Here is a 24209-nt window from a genome sequence, read left to right on the forward strand (position 1 = left end):
ATTCTATTTTTGCCGCATATGTCTATCTACACTACAGAAATCGCATCTGACGAAATCGCATCAGATAATGTAATACACCAGAGGTTATTGAGTGCGTATTATGAAGCACAAGCATTTGTTAAAGGCAAGGTTTTAGAACCCGGTTGTGGAGAAGGAAGAGGAATTGCTTTATTAGCTCCTCAAGCAGAGAGCTACACAGCTTTGGACAAAATACAATCGGCAATTGATAGTCTGAAAGAGAGATTTCCAGAGGTTGACTTTAGACAGACTACTTTTCCACCGTTTTCTGAACTGGAAGACGATAGCTTCGATACGGTTATCAGTTTTCAGGTGATCGAACATATAAAAGAGGATAAGCTTTTTCTTCAGGAAATTCTAAGAGTTTTAAAGCCAGGAGGACAAGCAATTATTACTACGCCTAATATTAAACAGACACTGAGTCGAAATCCTTGGCATATCAGAGAGTACACTGGTAAGGAATTAAAAATGCTAGCTTCTGAGATATTTAGTAAAGTGGAAATGAAGGGCATTGCGGGAAATGAAAAAGTTATGACCTATCACGAGCAAAATCGGGAATCTGTTAGAAAAATTACGCGTTTTGATATATTCAACCTTCAATATAGACTTCCTAATAGTGTTTTGAGGATTCCTTATGATGTTTTGAATAGGCTGAATAGAAATAAACTACAGAAACAGGCAGAAGGTCTCGTGGCAGAGATTAAACGAGAAGATTTTTTCTTAAACGAGGAAAGTGATCAGAATTTAGATTTGTTCTGCATCATGACTAAATAAATTACTTACTGCTAATGCGTTAGCAGTAAGTGCTGTTGTAGATAATATTTTTCATATATCTATTCAGGTTTATTCTTAGATTGTGTGTCTATTAATTTTAATTATTTTTGGCCTCCCAATTCTTATGGGACGTTAGCTCAGTTGGTTTAGAGCGCTGCCTTGACAGGGCAGAGGTCACTGGTTCGAATCCAGTACGCCCCACTCCTTTCTAATTATGATTAATAAAAAAGACCTTTTAGAGGAATGTCTATCTATTATAGATTCTAAAATAGATGTGACACAAAAAGCAATTGATCAAGCGCAACAGTCTGCTAACAATGAAACTAAGTCCAGTGCTGGTGACAAGTATGAAACTGGTCGTGCCATGTCTCAAAATGAAAGAGACATGAATGCTAAACATTTGTCAGAATTATTAGGAATGAAGAAGACTCTGATAGGAATTGATTCAGAAACAAAGTCGGATTCGATTGAGCTTGGCGCAATAGTTTTTGCTAATTCAATGACCTACTTTATTTCTACATCTCTAGGTAAGGTGATTATTGGAAATACTACAGTATTTGCCATTTCTGCAATCTCACCAATTGCCCAAGCGATGCTGGGTAAGAAAGAAGGAGAAAGTTTTGATTGGCAGGGCAAGTCATTTGAAATTCAAAAAGTGGCTTAAATAAAAAAAACCGCCATATAAATATGACGGTTCTCTTATAAATCAAAGTTTTACAGATTTCCTGTCTATTATCTAGTTACAGTTCCAGAAGGGAAACTTGCGTTAGTATTGTTACCCATTGTCAATACAGTTCCTGCAGCTGCATCTTCAGGAATAGAATGAAGTAATGGTTTCAAAGCAAATGGAGCAGCGCTATTGTCTGGAGAAGGCTCGATAGAGATAACTGCCGCTCCTCCTCTGATATCAGTAGGGAATGTCAAAGTCGAAGGTGCGTCAGTTAAGAAATCTTCACCTGGGAATGCTGGACCTCCATCACTATGAGGAGAAGCATCATCAGCTTCGTCTACTGCTGTGAAAGTACCAGTACTTACAGGAACACCATCTATAACTACCCATCCTTCATACTTCCATCCAGCAGCAAGTTCTGGTAAATCTAAACCAGCAACCATCGGCATACTCTCATTATTTAAGAACCAAATTCCGCTATAAGTAGCACCCATAAGATCAGCACTAGCAGTAGGTGCAGCTACGATATACTCTCCAGTAGAAGCAGTAAAGTCTCCCTCACTTACAGTACCTGTAGAAACAGTTGCTGAGTTTCCGCTGAATTCACCGATTAAAAGCTTAGTATCTGCTGGAGCAGGATCACTATCTGGAGAAGGCTCTATTGAAAGAACGAAATTAGTAGCAGCAGCCAATTGATCAGCATCTACTTCAAAAGAAGTAGCAGATAATTTACCATCGGCATCAACAGTAAAGGTACCAGTAGTAACAGGTGAACCATCTACGATAATCCAGCCTTCGTATGCATAACCACTACCAAGATCTTCTAGACCAGAAAGATTCAAAGTCAAAGAAGAAGGTTTTGATGAATCGTTTTCATCATCGTCACAGCTTGTCAAAGATCCTGCAACTAGCACAACTAGTGATAGAAGGATAAGTTTGTTCAATGTTTTCATGTGTTTATGTTTTTAGTTTGATAGTCACATGAAACTTTATGTTCTTAAATAATCATCTTGTTGCGAGTATAAATGATCATTCAAGAATGTCAGTTCCATGAGATAAACTGTTTTTGTTTATTCAAATCAACGCATGAAATGTTACCAAATAATCACAGCCAAATAACGATTCTGTACGTTATCATAACAGCTTAATCGGCTAAAAAGCAGGATAATAGCAAGAATTTGCTCTGAATCGCAGTTTGTATACCAAATCGATCACAAAGCCTTGATGAGATTGTGATAGTTCTGTGATATCTTTTTGCTTCTTTCGAATATTCTTTAGACTCAGACAACATGAATACCAAAAAAGTCCTCATTGTAGAAGATGATCCAGAGATCGTCAATTTGCTGAAAATTCACCTTTCGGATCTACAGTGTGAAATCGTAGCAGAGATGGATGGGCAGAAAGGCTTAGATAGATTTTCTACCTTCGACCCTGACCTAATTATACTAGATATAACCCTTCCCAGTATGGACGGAATAGAAATCTGTAGAAGAGTCAGGTCTACAAGTAATGTTCCTATTATTATGCTGACGGCGAAAAGTGAGGAGATCGACCGAGTGTTAGGTCTAGAGATAGGGGCAGACGATTACATCACGAAGCCATTTAGTGTTCGCGAATTTATAGCTAGAGTCAAAGCTGTTTTCAGACGTACAAAGATGGATGTGGAGTCTGCTGAAAGTCAAAATGAAGTTGTTCTCAATTTTGAAAACCTATCCATTGATATTGAAAAGCGAAAGGTTCTGTTGAATGGAAATAAAATTGAGCTATCACCAAAAGAATTCGAATTATTGACCTTAATGGCCTCTAAACCCGGTCGAAGTTATACCCGATCAGAATTGTTAAAACTAATTTGGGGTTATGACTTTGAAGGATATGAGCATACTGTCAATGCACATATTAATAGACTAAGAGCTAAAATAGAACCTGATATGGCATCCCCGACCTATATCATGACGACATGGGGAATTGGTTATAAGTTCAACGAAGACGTAATACTACATGCCTAAGACTAGATCCGTATCCATTCAACTAATACAAAAATTAGTTCTGACTTTTTTCCTTGTAGTGTTGCTCATGGGGGCAGCCTACATATTCACCACAGTATTCTTCATGAATAGATATGTGGCAGAGACTTCTCAAAAGCTCAATGCACATTTGGCAGACCATCTGATTACTGAAAAGTTTAAAAATGAAGCCCCCTTCTTAGAAGATGGTAGTGTAAACAAAGCCCTTTTTGGAGGCTTGATGCATGATATGATGGCTGTCAACCCAAGTATCGAAGTCTATTTGCTAGATGATGAAGGTTTGATACTGTATTCAGTAGTACTAGATGAGGATGATGCGAAGAATCCAATGAGCAGAGTAGACTTAGCACCAGTCGAAGACTTCATGAAATGCGGTGGTCAGCATTTAATACTCGGAGACGATCCTAGAAACCAAAATGAAAAGAAAATATTCTCAGCTGCCCCATACAAAGTAGGTGACAAAACAGGCTTTATATACATCGTATTAGCCGGTCAGGCATTGACAGATGTCAATAATAAGCTCCTATCAAGTTTGACTTTTCAATTGGGAATAGGAGCAGGACTTTTGACCATGATATTCTCGGGACTGGGTGGATTCCTAGCCATTTGGTTCTTGACCAAAAACTTAAGAGTAATCATTGATAAGGTACAGCGTTTCAGAGAAGGTGACATCAAAGTAAGAGTTACCGAATCAGATAACTCGGACCTATCCGTATTGGCTACTACATTCAATGACATGGCTGATACTATTGAACGAAATATCGATGAGATAAAATCAGTCGATTTGCTCCGAAGAGAGCTAATCGCAAACGTCAGCCATGATCTAAGAACTCCACTAGCAGTACTTCGAGGCTATATTGAAACGCTTCAGATAAAAGGTGATTCCTTATCTAAGGAAGATCAAGAAAAATATCTCAATATCATTCATACCAGTAGTGAACAGTTGTCGACTTTGGTAAGCCAGTTATTTGAATATTCTAAACTCGAAGCCAAACAAGTTGAACCCGTTAAAGAACCATTTTCGATATTGGATTTGGTATATGACCTAAATGCCAAGTACCAAGTCATAGCCAACGAAAAGAACATAACATTGGAAGTGGGACAGCATGAGACCGTTCCACTTGTGTTTGCAGATATTAGTCTAGTAGAAAGAGCCATTCAAAATTTGATGGACAACGCCATGAAATTCACTCCTGAAAATGGAGTAATCAAAGTGGTGGTGGATTCTACAAAAGATAGTGTCGTAGTTAATATAAAGGATTCAGGCCCAGGAATACCTGAAGAGGAACAAGCTCAAATTTTTGAAAGGTATAGACAAGCCAAAGGCGAAAAAGCTACTAAATCAGGAGTCGGATTAGGTCTGGCGATCGTTAAAAAAATCATGGAGCTACATGACTCTACTATACGAGTGATGAGTAAGCCCAATGAGGGAAGTACCTTTTACTTTAGTTTACCTAGCTATCAGGCTTGATAGCTAGTATAGGCAATAAGTGAGCCCAAGGTTTTACTATTGAGAAGGGAAAAAGTATTTGCTGACTCAATTCAGGTTTAAGAATATCCCTGTAAAGACAGCTAAGAACAAAATGTTGTTAAAAAAACAGTCAACTTTATTCTGGATGGCTAATTCCCATTAAATATTTAAAGAGTACGTGAAAATTTTCGTTCAGTCCCTTCAGTCATTGACTCAGAACCGTTCAGAAATGATTCAGAACCATACCAAAATCAATTAGTACCACAAGAAAATCATTGGTAACCGCTATAAAATGACTGGTAACCACAAGATTTTTATTCAGTACCATCAAAAATTCATTCAGAACCACAAAAAAATCGTTGAGGACCAGTCAAAAATCACTCAGAACCGCTTGTCTATGACTCAGGACAGGTTCTTTATTGAATTAGCTATGATTTCTGCGTGTACACGGGAGTTTTCTATGAACCATTTATTGGTCTGAAGACCGCCACAAACTACACCAGCCAAATAGATACCTGAAACATTAGTTTCCATAGTTTCGGGGTCGTGACGTGGAGTTTTCATCTCATCTGTACCTATTTCGATACCCAATGACTCAAGGAATTCGAAGCTGGGCTGGTAGCCCGTCATTGCCAGGACAAAGTCATTTTCAATTTCCATATTTCCCTCAGGAGTATTGACTGACACACTATGTTCTTTGATTTCAGTAATGGTAGAATTAAAGTAAGCCTTGATAGAACCTTCTTTGATTCGATTATCGATATCTGGTCTTACCCAATACTTAACTCGATCATTGATCTCAGATTCGCGAATAACCATAGTTACCTCAGCACCTTTTCTGTATGTCTCCAATGCAGCATCCACAGAAGAATTAGCCGCTCCTATCACTATTATTTTTTGACCAAAGTACGGATGAGGCTCATCATAGTAATGTTTTACTTTCGTTAGGCTTTCTCCAGGTACGTTTAACAAGAAAGGTAAATCGTAAAAGCCAGTTGCAATCACTAGATTCTTGGCTTCATAATGAGCCTTACTACTTACTATTTTGAAGTTGGTTTCTTTATCTACAGAAACTATTTCTTCGTAGAGCCCGATATTTAGCTCCCAATTCATAGCTACTCTTCTATAGTATTCAAGAGCCTCACTTCTGGTAGGCTTCGGATTATGTGATACGAAAGGTACTCCCCCAATCTCAAGTTTTTCAGAAGTAGAGAAAAACGTCATGTTTTTAGGATAGTTGTAAAGAGAATTTACCAAACACCCTTTATCTATTATTATATATGATAAACCCTTCTTTTTAGCTTCGATTCCACATGCTAAGCCAATAGGGCCAGCACCGATAATTACTACATCATAAGATTGCTTCTGCATGAGGCTAAGTTATGATCCGAATTCATAAATGCCATAAGGAGTGATACAAACATCGAGCGGTATGTCATGATCTTCTACATAAGGGATTTTATCTAAGGGAAGAGCCATACTTACCCCTACTTTCAGACAAGATGGTTTACATTGATTTAAAAATTTATCATAATATCCCTTGCCATAGCCGATTCGATGACCATTTCGATCAAAAACGACAAGAGGAACAAGAACAATATCTATCTCTTCACATGCACAGACCTGGCCAGTTGTCGGTTCTAAGATCCCCCACTTATTTTCTTCCAACTGATCTTTTGATTCAAAATAATAATGAGTCATATCATTAGTCTCAAGAGAACTTTGCGAAAGCACAATTTGAAAATCAAGAGCTTTCAAATATTTAATGAAAATGCGAGTATCTATTTCTTTTTGCTTCTCAATAGGTAGAAAGCAGTGAACGTTTTTTATGTTCGAATGACGTTCCAGCCAAGTACTGAAATGATAGAAAATTTCAGCATTTCGTCTTTCAAACTCAGTTTTTGAGATAGTTTTTCTTTTTCGAAGAAATACGGACTTTAGTTTTTGTTTATCTACCATATGAGGAGGTTGTACTAATAGGTAAAGATCAGTTATCAATTCTTTTTTCAAAAAAATCTATCTTAAATGTGACTATCTACGAAGCCGTACATTCTAGAAGTAAATCAATAGCAAAGGTCTGAATATGGCTGATCAAAACTTATCGAAAGAAATAGAGGAAATAGAAGCTGCGAAGAAAGACCTTAAGCACTTCGAACCTCTGTATAATCGTTATTTCGATCAGATATTCAATTTCATCTATCGAAAGACAGATGATGAAGATCTTACTGCAGATTTGACTTCAAAGGTGTTTTTTAATGCTATGAAGTCATTAAAGACATATGAATTCAGAGGGTTTGGTTTTGGAACTTGGTTGTACAAAATTGCGAATAATGAAGTGTACGGTCATTTTCGAAATCAAAAGAAAGCTTACTTAAGTCTAGAGTCAGACAAGGTCAATAGTCTTATGACATGTGCTGACTTAGAGGATGGAGAGGAAAAAATGAAATTACTAAGTAAAATGATTTCCTCCCTCAAGGACAAAGAAGTTAGGCTTCTTGAGCTCAAATATTTTGAGAACAAGACCTTCGAAGAGATTGCTTTTATCATGGAAATGAATGAAAGCACTGTGAAAATGAGATTGTACAGATCATTGAATAAATTGAAGGAGAAGTTTGCAGAGTACTATAATAGATCGAAACAATGACCAAGTATAAGATCAAGTTGAGAAGGGATTCGTTGACGCATGGACAGATTCAGCGTCACAAGAACTTTGATAGTTTGTACTCAGCTACCAATGAGGACAAACCAAAGTTCCCAATTCTCAGATTGCTAGCAATCTTGTTAGGAATCGGATTGGTCATTGCTATGATCATCATGGGTATCTCCCGCATCAGTGACAACAAAAAAGAAATAGAACGTCAAAAGTCCGAAACAGTATTTGAAGAAGACTTTTAGGAGCGCATTTTGGTTAACTACTGAAATAAGCGAAGCAGATTGAGCAATCGGCTCAATAGAAATAAAAAAATAGACTATACCCGGGACAGTCTTAATTAAAAGCCCATTGGGACAGTGCGTGTTAATCGAAAAGATACCTCTAAATGGAGTTTCGTTTAATCGTCTCATAGGCTCTATGTAATTCAATTCAGTAGATAGTCTACTGAATCTTAACTATCAATTTTTAAAATCATGGAATTAAGAAAAAATCCAGATATCGATCTGGATAACAAGAGAGGTATGTTCTTTAGTCTAGGTCTGGTAATAGCACTAAGCTTAGTTGTGACGGCATTTAATTGGAAATCCGAAGTGCCAAAGCTTCAAGTTTGGGAAGCTGAGGAAATCGAAGACGAACCTTATATGGTAGCTGTGAATACAGTGCATGAACCTAAAAGAAGGCCTCCTGAACCTAAGCGTGAGATCAAAAAGGAAATTGTTAACCCTACTATTAAAGAAGGTGAAGAGATAACGGAAGCCGCTGAGGAGATTAAATTAGACTGGGAAGATGATGAGCCTGTAATTGAAGATAATGATTTGATTGGCTATGAAGAGCCAGAGGAAGTTGAAGGAACAATTCTAATTACTGCAGAGAAAAACCCTATTCCAATTGGTGGATTTTCTTCATTCTACAATCATATATCTAAAAAGCTGAGATACCCTCGATTGGCAAAACGAATGGGGGTAGAAGGTAGAGTCTTTGTCCAGTTTGTGGTGGATAGAGATGGTTCACTCACAGATATAGAAATCATCAAAGGAATAGGAGGAGGCTGCGATGAGGAGGCAGTAAGAGTGGTTAGAAATTCTCCAGACTGGAACCCTGAAAACAAAGAGGACGACCAGTCAAAGTAAGAATGGTCGTCCCAATAACTTTTCAGTTGAACTAGTGTCAGCGTATGCTAAATGTCCTAACTGTGTTTACTAGAAAGTCGGCAATGTTGTTAGCAACAACATTGTCGGCACTTCTACCCACAATGTATACTACGAATAGAAAGTAAATACCTAATAAAACAAAAGCCTTTTTCTTACCAATGTATTGAGAAGAGGTGAAGATAATAACAGCTACGATAGTTAAGATCAATAATAAAAGTCTTAGTTCACTACTTTGATCCACTATTTCAGGAGCCATTTCTATTGGACCATATAGTGCACTAAAGATGAATAGAGGGAAACCAAGTGCGAAACATACATCAAATATGTTACTACCAAGTGCATTAGAAATAGCATCATCGTACTGTCCTCTCTGAGCATCTTTAATAGAAATCACAGTATCAGGGAAACTTGATGCAGCAGATGCCAAGATCAACGCTACAAACATTAATGGAATATCTAGGCCGTTATAAGTTCCGAGGTAAGGAACTGTATATTCAGCTGCCCCTATCCATTCACATGCTACCACCAATAAATAACAAACAGCTGCTATTGATAGCGTAGAGAAAACCAATAAAGGCCAAGCTTTAGGCCCATTAATTTCCCCTCGAATAAAAATATTTTCTAGGTCAAAAGAAATAAGACTTTTAAAGAACGATGGCTGTGGCTCATCATCTTCTTCATCCTCATCCTCTTCCTGTTCAACTTCTTCTTCACCATTATCAGCTTTTTTCTTATTGAAGTTCATAGAGATGAACATGTAGCTGATGTACACTACATATACGCACATTAAAATAAGGCCGTGGTACCATTCCAAAGAAGAGCCGCTTATCAATATTAAGAATATCAATTCTGTAAGTATCAGAGCAATTCCATCTCTAAGCATTACCTTCTTAGAAACTTTAATTCTTTTGGCTAAACCGATTCCAATTACTGCGATAACAGATACAGCAGGAATTACCATACTGTTAAAAATGGCACTGCCCGCAGTGGTTCCGATTCCACCCGAGAAACCTTCTCCTTTATCGCTTAAAATGAATAAGAAAAATATTGAAGTGAAGACTTCAGGCATAGAACTAGCGATTGCGTTGATAGAAGCCCCTCGAACACCTTCAGAGAGGTTGCGGCCTATATATTCTGACGCGGCCATGAATCCATCTCCAGCTCTCCATATCACTACACAGCTAATGGATATTAAAATTAGAGGTATAAGTATGCCCATATTGATTTGGTTTCAGCCAAAAATGCAGTGATTTAGTCTACTATCAATTCCTAGCCTTTGAGTTCTAATTTAGTGTTTATGCTGATTTGGCGTCTAAATTAAGAGTTTTTTCCCATTTACAGCTAATGTCACAAATATATTGATTTAAGCCTATTAGTAGCGAAGGAGCAACTTTTACTAACAGGCTTTTCGATGAATAGATAGATTCGTATCTATAAGTGCCTTTTATTGACCGTTGAAATAGCAGTATACAGTTTCACTTATATAAAAGAGAGTAATGTCATTTGTCAATTAGATAGTGTCATTCCGCTTATATATTATAATAAGAACCTTTATCTTAGTCACTCAATCCCGCTTACCTAGATTTTAAATTATATTTATTTAGAACTACAGAATTTTAAAGAAACAAGAATATGAATATCAAGCCTCATTTAAGTATGCTGATCGGTCTTGCTAAAGTAGATAATGATTATGCGGAAGATGAAAGAGACATGATTTTAATGGTTGGGAAAGCTAATGGACTAAGTGAAGCTGAGATCGAGGAGTTACTTGAAAAGCCAGAGCCATTGCCAAGTGTAACACAAATGTCGGATGATGAAAAATTCGAATATTTATTTAATGTAGTACAGCTAATGAAGGTTGATAAGGAAATCTTCCTAAGTGAAGTAAGATATTGTGAAGATGTGGCTGTGAAATTGGGATATAAGAAGTCTGTAATAGCCGAATTATCAGCAAAAATCTATTCTGACCCATCTATTACATCGGACAGAGAATTATTAAAGAAGAAAGTATTGAAGTATCAAGCGTGATACGGATCATGAAAAATTGTTTTAGGGGCCGTTAGCCCCTTTTTTTATGTCCATTTATCATTCAATAAAAATCTTACCTTTGCAGATCATTTTTTAGCAATGTGGTATAAACTCTCCCTCTATATATTAAAGTATAGACTTTTCCTCATCCTAGCTGTGTTTGCTGCGACGGGGTTTATGGCTTATCAAAGCCAGTTCGTCAAGTGGTCATTTGTGCTGGCTAATGTAGTGCCCGATAGTGATCCAGATATGATTAACTTCCAAGAGTTCAAACAAGAATTCGGTGAAGATGGTAATATTATGGTCATTGGAGTCAATGATAGTTCTCTGCTAGAATTAGACAATTTTAGAAAGCTGAACTACATGACCAATGCTTTAGAAGGTATTAGTGGTGTAAACGATGTATTGAGTTTCACCAACCTCAAGAAGATTGTCAAAAATACAGAGTCTAAGCGCTTTGAACTTGAGCCAATATTTGCTCAGATGCCAAAAACTCAAGAAGAGTTAGATAGCATGATGAATTTCGTGTCCAGTATAAAATTTTATGATGGACAATTAATGAATTCTGAAAATGGAGCCAGTATGTTACTAGTTACCATAGAGCAATCATTGATGAACTCTAAAAAAAGAGACGTTGTAGTAGAAGACATTCTCAATACTGCATACGCCTTTGAAGAAGCGACGGGAATAGATCTTAGATATGCAGGTTTACCATATATAAGATATACCAACACACATAAGCTTAAGCAAGAACTTATTATGTTCTTGGGTCTATCGGTATTAGTAACTGGTTTTATTCTTTTCTTATTTTTTCGATCGGTCAAGGCTGTAGTAGTGCCTCTTTTCATAATAGGAATTATAGTGGTTTGGGTGATGGGTACTTTGTCCCTGCTTAGTTTTAAGATCACACTATTGACAGGGTTGATCCCTCCTATTATTGTAGTCATAGGTATTCCCAATGCTGTATACATGCTCAATAAGTATCATCAAGAGTTTCACGCTCATGGTGATCAGATGAAAGCCCTTGAAAAAATTATTCGTAAGATCGGGATCGTAACGTTCATTACTAATTTTACCACAGCTGTTGGCTTTTTGGTATTGGCATTTACGGATATAGTTGTACTAAAAGAATTTGGCATTGTTGCGGGTATTAATATCATGGTGACTTTTGTGGTTAGCTTGATTATGATCCCTGCTGTGTTTTCCTATATAAAAGCACCTTCTTCTAGGCACCTAAAGCATTTAAAGTTTAAACCATTAGATAAAGTACTGACAAGCCTAGATCTATTAGTCCACAGGCATAAGTATTATGTGTTTAATGTCACAGCAATAATTATTGCAGTGTGCATTTTTGGGATTTCAAAGATCGAAGCCGTATCATTTATGGTAGATGATCTACCTGAAGAAAGTTCAGAAAAACAAGATTTACTTTTTTTTGAAGACAACTTCAGTGGAGTAATGCCCCTTGAGGTTATTGTAGATACTGGGGTAAAGAAAGGCGTTCAAAACATCAAAAATTTAAGAAAAATTGATGAATTCGAGTCTTTCATGGACTCTCTAGATCACATATCAAAGCCTATATCCGTTGTTGGGTTTATAAAAGCTAGTCGACAGGCTTTCTATAAAGATAAGCCGAGTTATTACAGTCTTCCGAACAATAGAGATAAGAATTTTATTTTTAGATATTTAAAGCAAGAGTCTGACGAAGATAATTTGGCAAAAGCGTTCGTAGACTCTACTGGACAAAAGTTGAGAGTATCTTTAAAAATGGCAGATATTGGTTCACTTAAAATGGATCATTTAATAACTGAAGTGATCAAGCCTAAGATCGAAGAAGTATTTGCAGGTACTAAAATGGATGTTTCTCTTACGGGGACTACCTTATTATTTATCAAGGGGAATAAGTTTTTGATTGACAACTTGATAACCAGTATGGTTATTGCTTTTGTGATTATCGCTTTTATAATGGGCGTATTATTCAAAAACTTCAAGATGATAGTTATATGTCTAATACCGAATATTATTCCATTGATGATCACTGGAGGAATGATGGGGTTAACAGGCATACCTCTAAAACCAAGTACAGCTCTTATTTTTAGCATCGCTTTTGGGATTTCTGTAGATGATTCAATTCATTTCTTGGCTAAGTATAGGCAAGAACTCTTTGCCAATAACTTCTTTGTACCGGTAGCGGTATCGAGAAGTATCAGAGAAACAGGTGCAAGTATGATTTATACTTCGATCATTCTGTTCTTTGGTTTTGTAATTTTTGCAGCATCTGATTTTGGAGGTACAGTAGCACTTGGTGCCTTAACCAGTACTACTCTTTTGATGGCTATGCTGACTAACCTTACGGTTTTGCCGTCGTTGCTATTACGGTTTGATAGTGGAAAGCGAAATGTCAATAGCCATCCGTTAATTGAGAGGTTTCCAGAATTCTATCATGAAGAGGAAGACGAAGAGATAGATCTAGATCAGATCAAGGTGGCGGAAAAAGCGCCGATAAACTAAATTTTGAATAGTATTTAAGTAAGTAAATTCCGATAAGGCATTGAAATACAAAGAATATAAAGGCATCAATTACGCTGAGGTAGCGGATGAAGTGCTAGAGTTTTGGAAGAAAAATGACATTTTTAATAAGTCTGTAGACCAGAAAGAGGGTGCAGAGACTTTTATGTTTTTCGAAGGTCCTCCTTCGGCGAATGGTGTTCCAGGTATTCATCATGTGATGGGACGAGCGATTAAGGACATTTTTTGTAGATACAAAACTCAAAAAGGATTTCAAGTTAAAAGAAAGGCAGGTTGGGACACACACGGCCTTCCAGTGGAGCTTGGGGTAGAAAAAGAGCTTGGAATTACTAAAGAAGATATTGGTAAGAAAATCAGTGTAGAAGATTATAATGACGCTTGTAGAAAAGCTGTCATGAAGTATACTGACATATGGAACGACCTTACTGAAAAGATGGGTTACTGGGTGGATATGAAAGATCCATATATCACCTACAAGCCTAAATACATGGAAAGTGTATGGTGGTTGTTAAAGCAGATTTTTGACAAAGGCCTTATATACAAAGGATATTCTATACAACCTTATTCTCCAAAAGCAGGTACTGGTCTAAGCTCAAATGAAGTCAATCAACCAGGGGCATATCAAGATGTAACAGATACTACAGTTATTGGTCAGTTTAAAGCCATTCCAGAGACTGTTCCCTCTAGTTTGAATATATCCGAGGATCTGTATCTATTAGCATGGACAACCACACCTTGGACTTTGCCAAGTAATACAGCTCTAACAGTTGGGCCTAAGATCGACTATGTAGTCGTGAAGACTTTTAATCAATATACATTCGAACCAATTCAGGTTGTTTTGGCTAAGTCTTTAGTTGCGAAACAATTTGCGGGTAAGAAATTCAATCAGGTAGAAGGTGTTGCAGAACTAGATAGCTATTCAAAAGGGGATAAACAGATCCCGTATTATATAGCCACTGAATGTAAAGGTGCTGACTTAATCGGAATCAGATATGAGCAATTACTTCCCTTTGCATTGCCATATGAAAATTCTGAAAATGCATTTCGAGTAATCGGAGGTGATTTCGTAACCACTGAAGACGGCACTGGAATTGTGCATACGGCACCTACTTTTGGAGCAGATGATGCGATGGCTGCCAAGCAGGCAAAGCCAGAGATTCCTCCGATGTTAGTCAAAGACGAAGATGATAATCTAGTTCCATTGGTAGACTTGCAAGGTCGTTTTAGACCAGAGGTAGGTGAATTTGCTGGAATGTATGTCAAGAATGAATATTACAATGAAGGCGAAGCCCCAGACAAATCAGTAGATGTACAGATAGCTATTCGTCTAAAAGAAGAAAATAAAGCATTTAAAGTTGAAAAATATGTGCACAGTTACCCACATTGCTGGAGAACTGATAAGCCTATTTTGTACTACCCTTTAGATTCTTGGTTCATAAAAGTGACTGATAAGAATGATAGAATGTACGATTTAAATACAACTATCAATTGGAAACCAGAATCTACAGGTACAGGTCGTTTTGGAAATTGGCTTCAAAATGCTAATGATTGGAACCTATCTCGATCTCGTTATTGGGGTATTCCATTGCCAATTTGGAAGTCAGAAGATGGCAAAGAATTAAAAATGATTGGTTCTTTGGCAGAACTAAAAGAAGAAATTCAAAAGTCTATTGCTGCAGGTTTCATGGATAGTGATATCTATTCGGACTTTGTAGTGGGGGACATGTCAGAAGAAAATTATGATAAAGTAGATCTGCATAAAAACATTGTAGATCAGATCACATTGGTATCAGAAACTGGCAAGCCAATGAGACGAGAATCAGACTTAATTGATGTTTGGTTTGATTCTGGATCAATGCCATATGCTCAATGGCACTATCCTTTTGAAAATAAAGAAGCAGTTGATGACGGACTGAAAACAGCTGATTTCATAGCAGAAGGTGTAGATCAGACAAGAGGTTGGTTCTACACATTACACGCGATCGCCACTATGGTGTTTGATGGTGTTGCCTATAAAAATGTAGTTTCTAATGGACTCGTCTTAGACAAGAACGGACAGAAAATGTCCAAAAGGCTAGGTAATGCGGTTGATCCATTTACGACTCTTTCTAAATATGGTCCTGATGCTACACGTTGGTATATGATCTCTAATGCCAATCCTTGGGACAATTTGAAGTTTGATTTAGAAGGAGTTGCAGAGGTTCAGAGAAGGTTTTTTGGAACATTCTTCAATACTTATAATTTCTTTGCTCTTTATGCCAATTTGGATGGTTTTGACTTCAAGGAGCAGGCAATTCCAATCGAGAAAAGAACAGAGAGTGATCGATGGATCATCAGTAAGCTTAATAGCTTGACAAAAAAGGTTGATGACGCTTTCAATGATTATGAACCTACTAAAGCGGCTAGGCTAATTCAAGATTTTGTAATTGACGATTTGAGCAATTGGTACGTTCGTCTGAATAGAAAACGTTTTTGGAAAGGTGAGTATAATGAAGATAAAAAGTCGGCTTATCAATCACTTTACACCTGTTTACTGACAGTTGCTAAACTAGGAGCTCCGATAGCGCCTTTCTTTTTGGATAAAGTTTATGGGCATCTAAATGAAGTTTCAGGGCAAGAAGAACATGATTCTGTCCATTTATCTAAGTTTCCAGAGGCTGATGAATCACTAATTGATGAAGAATTAGAGGCAAGAATGGAAATGGCTCAAAAGGTTTCTTCATTGGTTCATTCATTGAGAAAGAAAGAGAAACTTAAAGTAAGACAGCCGCTTTCTAAAATCATGATTCCAGTGATGAATGAGAATACAGTTGATCGAGTAAAGGCTGTAGAAGAACTTATTCTGACGGAGGTGAATATTAAGGCTGTAGAATTAATCGATGATACTTCTGGGGTTCTAGTTAAATCTATCAAACCAAACTTTAAAAAGCTTGGTAAGCAATATGGACCTAGAATGAAAGATATTTCTAAGGCCATTGCAGGGTTTTCTGCTGATGACATTTCTCAGATAGAGAAAGAAAATAAGTACGCTCTTGATTTAGGAGATACTATTATTGAGTTAACTCTAGAAGACGTTTTAATCGCTTCAGAGGATATTCCTGGATGGTTGGTAGCCAGTGAAGGAGGATTGACCGTAGCTCTAGATATTAATATAACTGATGACCTCAAGAAGGAAGGTATCGCTAGAGATATTGTTAATAGAGTGCAGAACTTAAGAAAAGATAATGGTCTTGAAGTACAAGACCGAATCAAAATTCAGATCTCAAGCGAAGATTCTATAGTGACGGAATCAGTCAAGCAATTTGAAGAGTATTTGTGTATAGAAACACAAGCAAACAATCTGTTGGTAGTAGATAACTTAGCAGATGGTGAAGAATTGGATATCGACGATCTGAAAATTCAGGTCAAAATCGAAGTGAACTAATGAATAACAAGATCATTAAATATTTCGGAATCGCTATTGGAGTGATCATATTGGACCAAGTAGTAAAGATGCTGGTTCATTACAATATGGATATGGGTGTAAGTGGACAGATAAAAATCCTTGGAGAATTTTTCAAGCTTCATTACTTGACCAATCCAGGGATGGCTTTTGGAATGAAGTTTGGATCACAGTACGGCAAGTTATTCCTAACTCTTTTTAGACTAGTCGCGATGGTAGGTATTAGCTATTACTTATTGAATATGATCAAAAGAGGAGCACATCCTGGATTATTGGTATGTATCGCTATGATTCTTGGCGGGGCTATTGGAAACGTAGTGGACTCTACCTTCTATGGCATTTGGCTGGACAATGCTCCTTATGACGCGCCTACTCCATGGTTCAATGGTCAGGTTGTAGATATGTTCTATTTTGATATTTGGGAAGGCAGACTTCCAGATTGGATTCCTGGGATGGGAGGACGATACATGTCTTTATGGCCGGTCTTTAATGTGGCAGATGCTTCTATTTTTTGCGGTGTATTCGCGATCTTGATATTTCAAAAGAAGTTCTTTGTAGAAGAAGTAGCGGAAACTACTTCTTAATTAGTCAAAAACATTTAGATCTTGAAATAGAAAAGCTTCCTCAAAATTTTAAGGAAGCTTTTCTATTTTATAGAGATAAGTTAGGCTGCTAATTCATTCTGTAAGAGAATGTTTAAACAAGGGTAATCGCACTAGCAACTACGTAATTCTTGTAACCGTTTATACGGTTTTTAATTGAAAAACTATTAACATACATTTGTCTTCGCATTACTAAAAGAGAGTATAGATGGACAAATTTAGTTATATCGCCAATGCTGACGTGAGTGCCATTGATGATATGTACCAATCCTACAAAGAAGATCCACAATCCGTAGATATTACTTGGCAGAGATTTTTCGAAGGTTATGAGTTCTCACTAGCCAAGTATGGAGAAAATGGAGAAGGAGACACTGTGGCATCATCTAGTGCCCCTGTTTCTAGTAAGGAAATAGCGGTTAGCAAATTGATTCACGCTTTTAGATCCAGAGGCCACCTTAGATCAACCACAAATCCTGTAAGAAAAAGAAAAGATAGAAAGGCCCTACTTGAGCTTGAAGATTTTGGACTAAGTAAATCTGACCTTGATACTGAGTTCGAAGGAGGAAAAGAGTTAGGACTTGGAAGAACTACGCTCAAAAGAATTGTTGATTTCCTTACAGATTGCTATGAAGGAAATATAGGATTTGAGTATATGTACATTCGACATCCAGATAGATTGGAATGGTTCAAACAAAAAATTGAAAAGGACGCTCTGAACTTCAATCCTCCAATCGCAGAAAAGAAGCAAATCCTATCTAAACTAAATGAGGCTGTAGTATTCGAAAACTTTCTTCATACTAAATATCTCGGTCAAAAAAGATTCTCATTAGAAGGAGGTGAGACTACTATTCCTGCACTGGATGCATTGATTAATAAGTCAGCAGAACTAGGGGTGGAAGAAGTTGTGATTGGCATGGCTCATAGAGGCCGTTTAAATGTCTTGGTAAATATCATGGGTAAGACTTATGATCAAGTCTTCAACGAATTTGAAGGAGTTGTAACTCCAGAGATGACGATGGGAGACGGTGATGTTAAGTACCACATGGGATTCTCATCTGAAGTAGTGACTCCAGAAGGAAATAAAGTAAATCTAAAACTTGCTCCTAATCCATCTCACCTTGAGGCTGTAAATCCAGTTGTTGAAGGATTCGTAAGGGCGAAGATTGATAACCTATACGAAGACAACCCGAAGAAATGTATGCCGATTCTGATTCATGGTGATGCTGCTGTGGCAGGTCAGGGTATTGGATATGAGTTAATTCAAATGTCTAAACTTGAGGCATATCAGACAGGGGGAACGATCCATTTTGTGATTAACAACCAAGTTGGTTTTACAACTGACTTTGAGGAAGCCAGATCTTCTATTTATTGTACGGATCTAGCAAAAACGGTTGACTGCCCAGTACTTCATGTAAATGGGGACAATCCGGAAGCAGTTGTTTACTGCATGAAATTGGCGGCGGAATGGAGACAAACTTTCCATAGAGACATTTTCGTAGATATGGTATGTTACCGACGTCACGGGCATAATGAATCTGATGAACCAAAATTCACTCAGCCATCTCTTTATAATATCATATCTAAGCACGCGAACCCTAGAGAGGTCTATAGCCAGTATTTGATCAGCAAAGGAGAGGTAGAAGCTGGTTTGGTGGCTAATATGGATAAGGAGTTTAAAGCACTGCTTCAAGATAGATTGAATCAGGTCAAGCAAGAAAAATTACCTTATACCCTTCAGCAGTCTGAAAAAGAGTTTTCTCAGATGAGATTATCAAAACCATCAGATTTTGATCAATCTCCTGATACGTCAATTCCGGAAGATTTTATAGAGAAAGTTGGAACTGCTTTATCTCAAGTACCTGAAGGCTTCAAACCTATTAAGCAAATTGAGAAAGTAATGAAGCAGAGAAAAGAGATGTTCTTTGACAAAAAAGAACTGAACTGGGCTTCTGCTGAGTTGTTAGCATATGGTTCATTACTTCTCGAAAAGAAAGACGTAAGAATCTCTGGACAGGATACAAGAAGAGGTACTTTCTCTCATAGACATGCAGTAGTAAAAGACATGAATACTAACGAGGCTTACAGCTTCTTAGATCATGTTGATAAGTACCAGACTCCATTTAAAATCTACAACTCTCACTTATCAGAGTTCGGATGCATGGGGTTTGAATTTGGTTATGCAATGGCAGATCCAAACGCGGTAGTTATCTGGGAAGCACAGTTTGGAGATTTCGCCAACGGTGCTCAAGTAATGATTGACCAATTCATTTCTTGTTCTTACACTAAGTGGAAGAGAATGAACGGTTTGGTTCTTTTATTACCTCACGGATATGAAGGTCAGGGGCCTGAGCATTCGAATGCTCGTCCTGAGAGATACCTACAGTTGGCATCTGGTAATAACATGTATATCTGCAATTTGACAAAGCCGTCTAACTATTTTCATATGATTAGAAGACAGTTAGCTATGCCATTCAGAATGCCATGTATTTTGATGTCTCCTAAGTCCTTATTTAGACACCCATTAGTAGTTTCTAAATTAGATGAATTCACAAACGGAAGGTTTCAAGAAGTAATCGGCGATGATTATGTTGATCCTAAGAAAGTGAAAAAAGTGTTGCTGTGTACTGGTAAGGTATATTTTGATTTATTGGATAAGCAACAGAAGGACAAACGTGATGATGTAGCCATCATTAGAATGGAGCAATTACACCCATTCCCTAAGAAGCAGGTTATGGCTGAGCTGGATAAATACAAAGTTGATACGGTTCATTGGGTACAAGAGGAGCCAGAGAACATGGGAGCATGGTCATTCATTTTGAGATCATTCAGAGAAGTGAAGAAGGATGTAATCTCTAGAAAGTCTGCTGCATCTCCAGCCACTGGATACGCTAAAGTCCACAAACAAGAGCAAGAAGAAATCATTGAAAAATCTTTCTCTTAATTCATTAATCAGATTCAAAATATTCAAATAATAAAAAAATGATTGACGTTAAAATACCAGCTGTTGGTGAGTCAGTAACTGAAGTGACTATATCACAATGGATCAAAGGTCACGGAGAATATGTAGAGTTAGACGAAATCTTCGTAGAGCTTGAAACAGATAAGGCTACTCAGGAATTTCCAGCTGAGGCAGCCGGTACATTGAAAATACTAGTTGAAGAAGGAGAGACTGTAGAAATAGGAGCCGTAATTGCTCAAATAGATACTTCGGCTAATGCATCTACTCCTATAGTAACCCCTGTCGTTGAAACGCCATCTTCTGTAGAACCAAAAGCTACTGGAGAAAAGGCTGATCAAATTATTACTCCAGTTGGGGAGTCTATTTCTGAAGTCACTATAGGAACTTGGCTAAAGCAAGATGGAGACTTTGTCAACATGGATGAAGAAATTTGTGAGATTGAATCTGATAAAGCTACATTCGAATTTCCAGCTACTTCTTCAGGTATATTAAGGATCAAAGAAGAAGAGGGTAATACTGTTTCTATCGGGGCCATCATTGCTAGTATCGATGTGATGGAAGGTGGAACACCAATCGAAACTAGTACTACTTCATCTTCTGAGTCTACCACATCTGAAAGTACAGATGGGTATGCCGCTGGGCATCCATCACCAGCAGCAGCTAAAATTCTAGCTGAAAAAGGAATTGATGCTACTGGTATCAAAGGAACTGGTAAAGATGGAAGAATCACTAAAGAAGATGCTCTTGCAGCACAAAAGCCTGCTCCAGCCGCTAAACCTGCTGCCGCTGCTCCTTCACCTGCTGCACCTGTATTTGCTGGTATCTCAAGAGAAACTACTCGCAAGAAGCTTTCTCCAATGAGAAAAACTGTAGCGAGAAGATTGGTCGCTGTGAAAAATGAGACAGCTATGTTGACTACTTTCAATGAAGTAGATATGAAACCAATCATGGATTTGAGAAAGAAATATAAAGAGTCTTTCAAAGAGAAATACGAAGTGAACTTAGGATTCATGTCTTTCTTTATTAAAGCTTCTACCATGGCTCTACAAGAGTGGCCAGCAGTTAATGCTTTCATTGATGGAAATGAAATGGTGACCAATGACTTTTGTGATGTTTCTATTGCGGTATCTGCTCCTAAAGGATTGGTAGTTCCAGTAATAAGAAATGCAGAATCTATGTCTTTCAATCAAATCGAAAGTGAGGTAGTTAGATTAGCGAAGAAGGCCAGAGACAATAAACTCAGCATGGAAGAAATGCAAGGAGGAACTTTTACGATTACCAATGGAGGTATATTCGGTTCTATGTTGTCAACTCCTATTATTAATGCTCCACAGTCGGCTATACTTGGTATGCATAACATCGTTGAGAGACCTGTTGCGATTAATGGGCAAGTAGAGATCAGACCAATTATGTACTTAGCATTATCATATGACCATAGAATTATTGATGGTAGAGAGTCTGTTAGCTTCTTGGTAAGAATAAAGCAATTACTAGAGGATCCAGCTAGATTGATGTTAGGGATCTAAACCAGTATTAACTACTAAAAAAATGAAATACGACGTAACAGTTATTGGCTCAGGACCTGGCGGATATGTGTCAGCCATTAGATGCGCTCAATTGGGCATGAAAGTAGCCGTAGTAGAAAAATACAATACACTTGGTGGAACATGCCTTAATGTAGGGTGTATTCCTTCTAAGGCTTTATTAGATTCATCTCATCATTACCATGATGCAGAGCACACTTTCAAAGAACACGGTATTGAAATCGCGAAGCCTAAAATCAATTTCGAGCAAATGATTGCTCGAAAAGGTGAAGTAGTAAAACAAAATGTAGAAGGTGTTGCTTATTTGATGAAGAAAAATAAGATCGATGTCTTCACTGGTCATGGATCTTTCGTGGATAAAAACACTATTAAAGTAGCTGGTGAGAAAGAAGAAACCATATCTACTGATAAAGTGATTATAGCTACTGGTTCAAAGCCTTCAACCTTACCTTTTATCGAGATAGATAAGAAGAGAGTAATTACTTCAACTGAGGCTTTGGTTTTGAAAGAAATCCCGAAGCATTTGATTATTATCGGAGGAGGTGTAATAGGTCTTGAACTCGGCTCTGTTTATGCAAGATTAGGGTCTCAGGTATCCGTTGTAGAATACTTCGATAAAATAATTCCTACCATGGATAGTACTATGTCAAGGGAATTAACTAAGTCATTGAAGAAGCTCGGGATGAAGTTCTACACTAAACACAAAGTGACTGAAGTAAAAGGGACAGCTAAAACTGTAACGGTTAAAGCGGATACTCCAAAAGGGGAAGTTCTGGAACTTAAAGGTGATTATTGTTTAGTATCAGTAGGAAGACGAGCTTATACTGATGGACTTGGACTTGAAAATATTGGTATTACCACAGATAAAGCAGGAAGAATAGAGACTGATGCTCATTTGAAAACTTCCGTTGATAATATCTACGCAATTGGTGATGTAGTAAAAGGTGCAATGCTAGCACATAAGGCTGAAGAAGAAGGTGTAATGGTGGCTGAGCAATTGGCTGGTCAGAAACCTCATATAGATTACAATTTGATTCCAGGTGTTGTCTATACTTGGCCTGAAGTAGCAGGAGTGGGGAAAACTGAAGAACAGTTAAAGGAATCAGGTATGGATTATAAAGTTGGTTCCTTTCCATACAAGGCGCTAGGTAGAGCTAGAGCAAGTATGGATACCGATGGATTGGTCAAAGTGCTTGCTGATAAGAATACAGATGAGATTTTAGGAATACATATCATTGGTGCAAGAGCTGCTGATATGATAGCCGCTGGGGTTACTGCCATGGAGTTCAGAGCATCAGCCGAAGATGTTTCAAGAATGTCTCATGCACACCCAACTTATATGGAGGCTGTAAAAGAAGCTTGCTTAGCAGCTTCTGATGCCGGTGCGATCCATATGTGATAATGTAATTAAGTGCTTTTAAGTAATTAGTTAGAAGTTAGAGTTTATAGAAGTATGGCCTTGATTCGGTTTCGGATCAAGGCTTTTTTATGCTGTTGTTTTATAATCTAGATGAGTTTACATGTAAAATACGTTTATTGATCGAAGAGATGAATCATCCCACCAAACCAATTGTGCATTTCACCAGCGAAATATGTCAGTTCACCGATCTTGACTTTTGCTCTTCTTATTCTCAGGCTACTTTTGAATCATAGTTAATAATCATAATAAAAGGTTTGAAGTTTAAGAGGTAAACATCAATCTTGGACTTCGGGCTGCACCCCGAAGTCCGATTTTCTTAACTACTTAGAAAAGCACATAATTTAGTCTTATCATTCATATACAAAGGCCGTTCACCTAGACGAGGTAAACGGCCTTTTTTTTTATTACCTAGCTTCGCCACTGATATTTAAAGTGTATGTCTTTTCAATAATCTTTCCTGCAAAGCATACATTATCGCAGTCGAACTCAGCGTACTCATCGTCCCACTCTTCATCACAAGACTCATCAATTTCTAATTGCACTTTGATATTGAATTTACCAGTAGTTTTGGGAGTACCATAAATTACTAATTCTCGACCTTCTGTATAATGCTTGAGACCATCTGGAAGGTCATTTAACAAAGTAAAATAAAAGGTATAATATGAACCGCTAGACTCATTTTTTACACGACCTAATATCGAAGTATTGTACTCTTTGTTTAAAGTTCCTGTTTTTAAGCTATGAGTTTCAAACTCAGGTTTAGATGGGAAAATACAGTCTTCAACTAGCTCAGAACAACCACTGAAAAGAATGATTACAAAAAATAGTCCTGAATATTTCATGATTAATTATGGTTTATTTCGTTATGTAATTTGTTGGTCTTCACAATTATCTGGCCAATTCTCTTTTTACTCTATTATCCAA

Annotated in this window: 19 protein-coding genes and 1 tRNA gene; 15 read left to right on the plus strand and 5 right to left on the minus strand. The window is 37.5% G+C overall.

Features of this window, described 5'->3' with window-relative positions; genetic code table 11:
- Positions 1-18 precede the first annotated feature (18 nt).
- The 3 genes from DKG80_RS16795 to DKG80_RS16805 all read left to right on the plus strand — a co-directional run bounded on the left by DKG80_RS16795 (position 19) and on the right by DKG80_RS16805 (position 1456).
- Entirely contained in the window at positions 19-792 is a 774-nt protein-coding gene (locus DKG80_RS16795; RefSeq protein WP_109832533.1) for a class I SAM-dependent methyltransferase, read from the plus strand.
- A gap of 126 nt (positions 793-918) precedes the next feature.
- A tRNA-Val gene (locus tag DKG80_RS16800) sits at positions 919-993 on the plus strand.
- A gap of 13 nt (positions 994-1006) precedes the next feature.
- Complete coding sequence (locus DKG80_RS16805; RefSeq protein WP_109832534.1) at positions 1007-1456, plus strand: GreA/GreB family elongation factor; 450 nt, start codon at positions 1007-1009, stop codon at positions 1454-1456.
- A gap of 68 nt (positions 1457-1524) precedes the next feature.
- Here the strand turns inward: DKG80_RS16805 and DKG80_RS16810 are convergent, their stop codons facing one another.
- Positions 1525-2415, minus strand: coding sequence for an anti-sigma factor (locus tag DKG80_RS16810; protein WP_221409149.1), 891 nt, complete (start codon positions 2413-2415; stop codon positions 1525-1527).
- Positions 2416-2751: 336 nt separating this feature from the next.
- Here DKG80_RS16810 and DKG80_RS16815 point away from each other — a divergent pair, with 336 nt between their 5' ends.
- Entirely contained in the window at positions 2752-3468 is a 717-nt protein-coding gene (locus DKG80_RS16815; RefSeq protein ID WP_109832535.1) for a response regulator transcription factor, read from the plus strand.
- Positions 3461-4957, plus strand: coding sequence for a sensor histidine kinase (locus DKG80_RS16820; RefSeq protein ID WP_109832536.1), 1497 nt, complete (start codon positions 3461-3463; stop codon positions 4955-4957). Before DKG80_RS16815 ends, DKG80_RS16820 begins: the two co-directional genes overlap by 8 nt.
- A 402-nt stretch (positions 4958-5359) precedes the next feature.
- Here the strand turns inward: DKG80_RS16820 and DKG80_RS16825 are convergent, their stop codons facing one another.
- Complete coding sequence (locus tag DKG80_RS16825; protein ID WP_109832537.1) at positions 5360-6328, minus strand: YpdA family putative bacillithiol disulfide reductase; 969 nt, start codon at positions 6326-6328, stop codon at positions 5360-5362.
- A 9-nt stretch (positions 6329-6337) separates the two neighbouring features.
- Positions 6338-6967, minus strand: coding sequence for a 5-formyltetrahydrofolate cyclo-ligase (locus DKG80_RS16830; RefSeq protein WP_162555936.1), 630 nt, complete (start codon positions 6965-6967; stop codon positions 6338-6340).
- Positions 6968-7040: 73 nt separating this feature from the next.
- Between DKG80_RS16830 and DKG80_RS16835 the strand changes: the two genes are divergently transcribed.
- The 3 genes from DKG80_RS16835 (at position 7041) to DKG80_RS16845 (ending at position 8740) form a co-directional block, all read left to right on the plus strand.
- A complete protein-coding gene (locus DKG80_RS16835; RefSeq protein ID WP_109832539.1) occupies positions 7041-7601 on the plus strand; it encodes an RNA polymerase sigma factor in 561 nt (186 codons plus the stop codon).
- Positions 7598-7852, plus strand: a complete 255-nt coding sequence (locus DKG80_RS16840) for a hypothetical protein (protein WP_109832540.1) — start codon at positions 7598-7600, stop codon at positions 7850-7852. Before DKG80_RS16835 ends, DKG80_RS16840 begins: the two co-directional genes overlap by 4 nt.
- Before the next feature lie 231 nt (positions 7853-8083).
- Positions 8084-8740 (plus strand): TonB family protein, encoded by a 657-nt coding sequence (locus DKG80_RS16845; protein WP_109832541.1) that lies wholly within the window; start codon positions 8084-8086, stop codon positions 8738-8740.
- 37 nt (positions 8741-8777) lie between these two features.
- Here the strand turns inward: DKG80_RS16845 and DKG80_RS16850 are convergent, their stop codons facing one another.
- The gene (locus DKG80_RS16850) at positions 8778-9980 is read right to left on the minus strand and encodes a sodium:calcium antiporter (RefSeq protein ID WP_109832542.1); all 1203 of its coding nucleotides are present in this window, start codon (positions 9978-9980) and stop codon (positions 8778-8780) included.
- Between the two features lie 413 nt (positions 9981-10393).
- Here DKG80_RS16850 and DKG80_RS16855 point away from each other — a divergent pair, with 413 nt between their 5' ends.
- From DKG80_RS16855 to lpdA, 7 genes are all read left to right on the plus strand, one after another.
- Positions 10394-10789, plus strand: coding sequence for a tellurite resistance TerB family protein (locus tag DKG80_RS16855; RefSeq protein WP_109832543.1), 396 nt, complete (start codon positions 10394-10396; stop codon positions 10787-10789).
- 99 nt (positions 10790-10888) lie between these two features.
- Positions 10889-13300, plus strand: coding sequence for an efflux RND transporter permease subunit (locus DKG80_RS16860; RefSeq protein WP_109832544.1), 2412 nt, complete (start codon positions 10889-10891; stop codon positions 13298-13300).
- Between the two features lie 40 nt (positions 13301-13340).
- Entirely contained in the window at positions 13341-16742 is a 3402-nt protein-coding gene (ileS, locus tag DKG80_RS16865) for an isoleucine--tRNA ligase (protein WP_109832545.1), read from the plus strand.
- A complete protein-coding gene (locus DKG80_RS16870) occupies positions 16742-17344 on the plus strand; it encodes a lipoprotein signal peptidase (protein WP_109832546.1) in 603 nt (200 codons plus the stop codon). The genes ileS and DKG80_RS16870 overlap by 1 nt, the downstream gene beginning before the upstream one ends.
- A 226-nt stretch (positions 17345-17570) precedes the next feature.
- Positions 17571-20303 carry a 2-oxoglutarate dehydrogenase E1 component gene (locus DKG80_RS16875; protein ID WP_109832547.1) on the plus strand — a complete coding sequence of 911 codons (2733 nt, stop codon included), beginning with the start codon at positions 17571-17573 and terminating at the stop codon, positions 20301-20303.
- Positions 20304-20341: 38 nt separating this feature from the next.
- Complete coding sequence (odhB, locus tag DKG80_RS16880; RefSeq protein WP_109832548.1) at positions 20342-21847, plus strand: 2-oxoglutarate dehydrogenase complex dihydrolipoyllysine-residue succinyltransferase; 1506 nt, start codon at positions 20342-20344, stop codon at positions 21845-21847.
- A 22-nt stretch (positions 21848-21869) separates the two neighbouring features.
- Complete coding sequence (gene lpdA, locus DKG80_RS16885; RefSeq protein WP_109832549.1) at positions 21870-23264, plus strand: dihydrolipoyl dehydrogenase; 1395 nt, start codon at positions 21870-21872, stop codon at positions 23262-23264.
- Positions 23265-23689: 425 nt separating this feature from the next.
- On the opposite strand, the gene DKG80_RS16890 is transcribed toward lpdA, so the two are convergent.
- Positions 23690-24127: a hypothetical protein gene (locus DKG80_RS16890; RefSeq protein WP_109832550.1), complete on the minus strand. Its 438-nt coding sequence runs from the start codon at positions 24125-24127 to the stop codon at positions 23690-23692.
- Positions 24128-24209: the final 82 nt, after the last annotated feature.

The sequence above is a fragment of the Reichenbachiella versicolor genome (assembly GCF_003171675.1).
In the GTDB taxonomy this organism is placed as follows: Bacteria; Bacteroidota; Bacteroidia; order Cytophagales; family Cyclobacteriaceae; genus Reichenbachiella; species Reichenbachiella versicolor.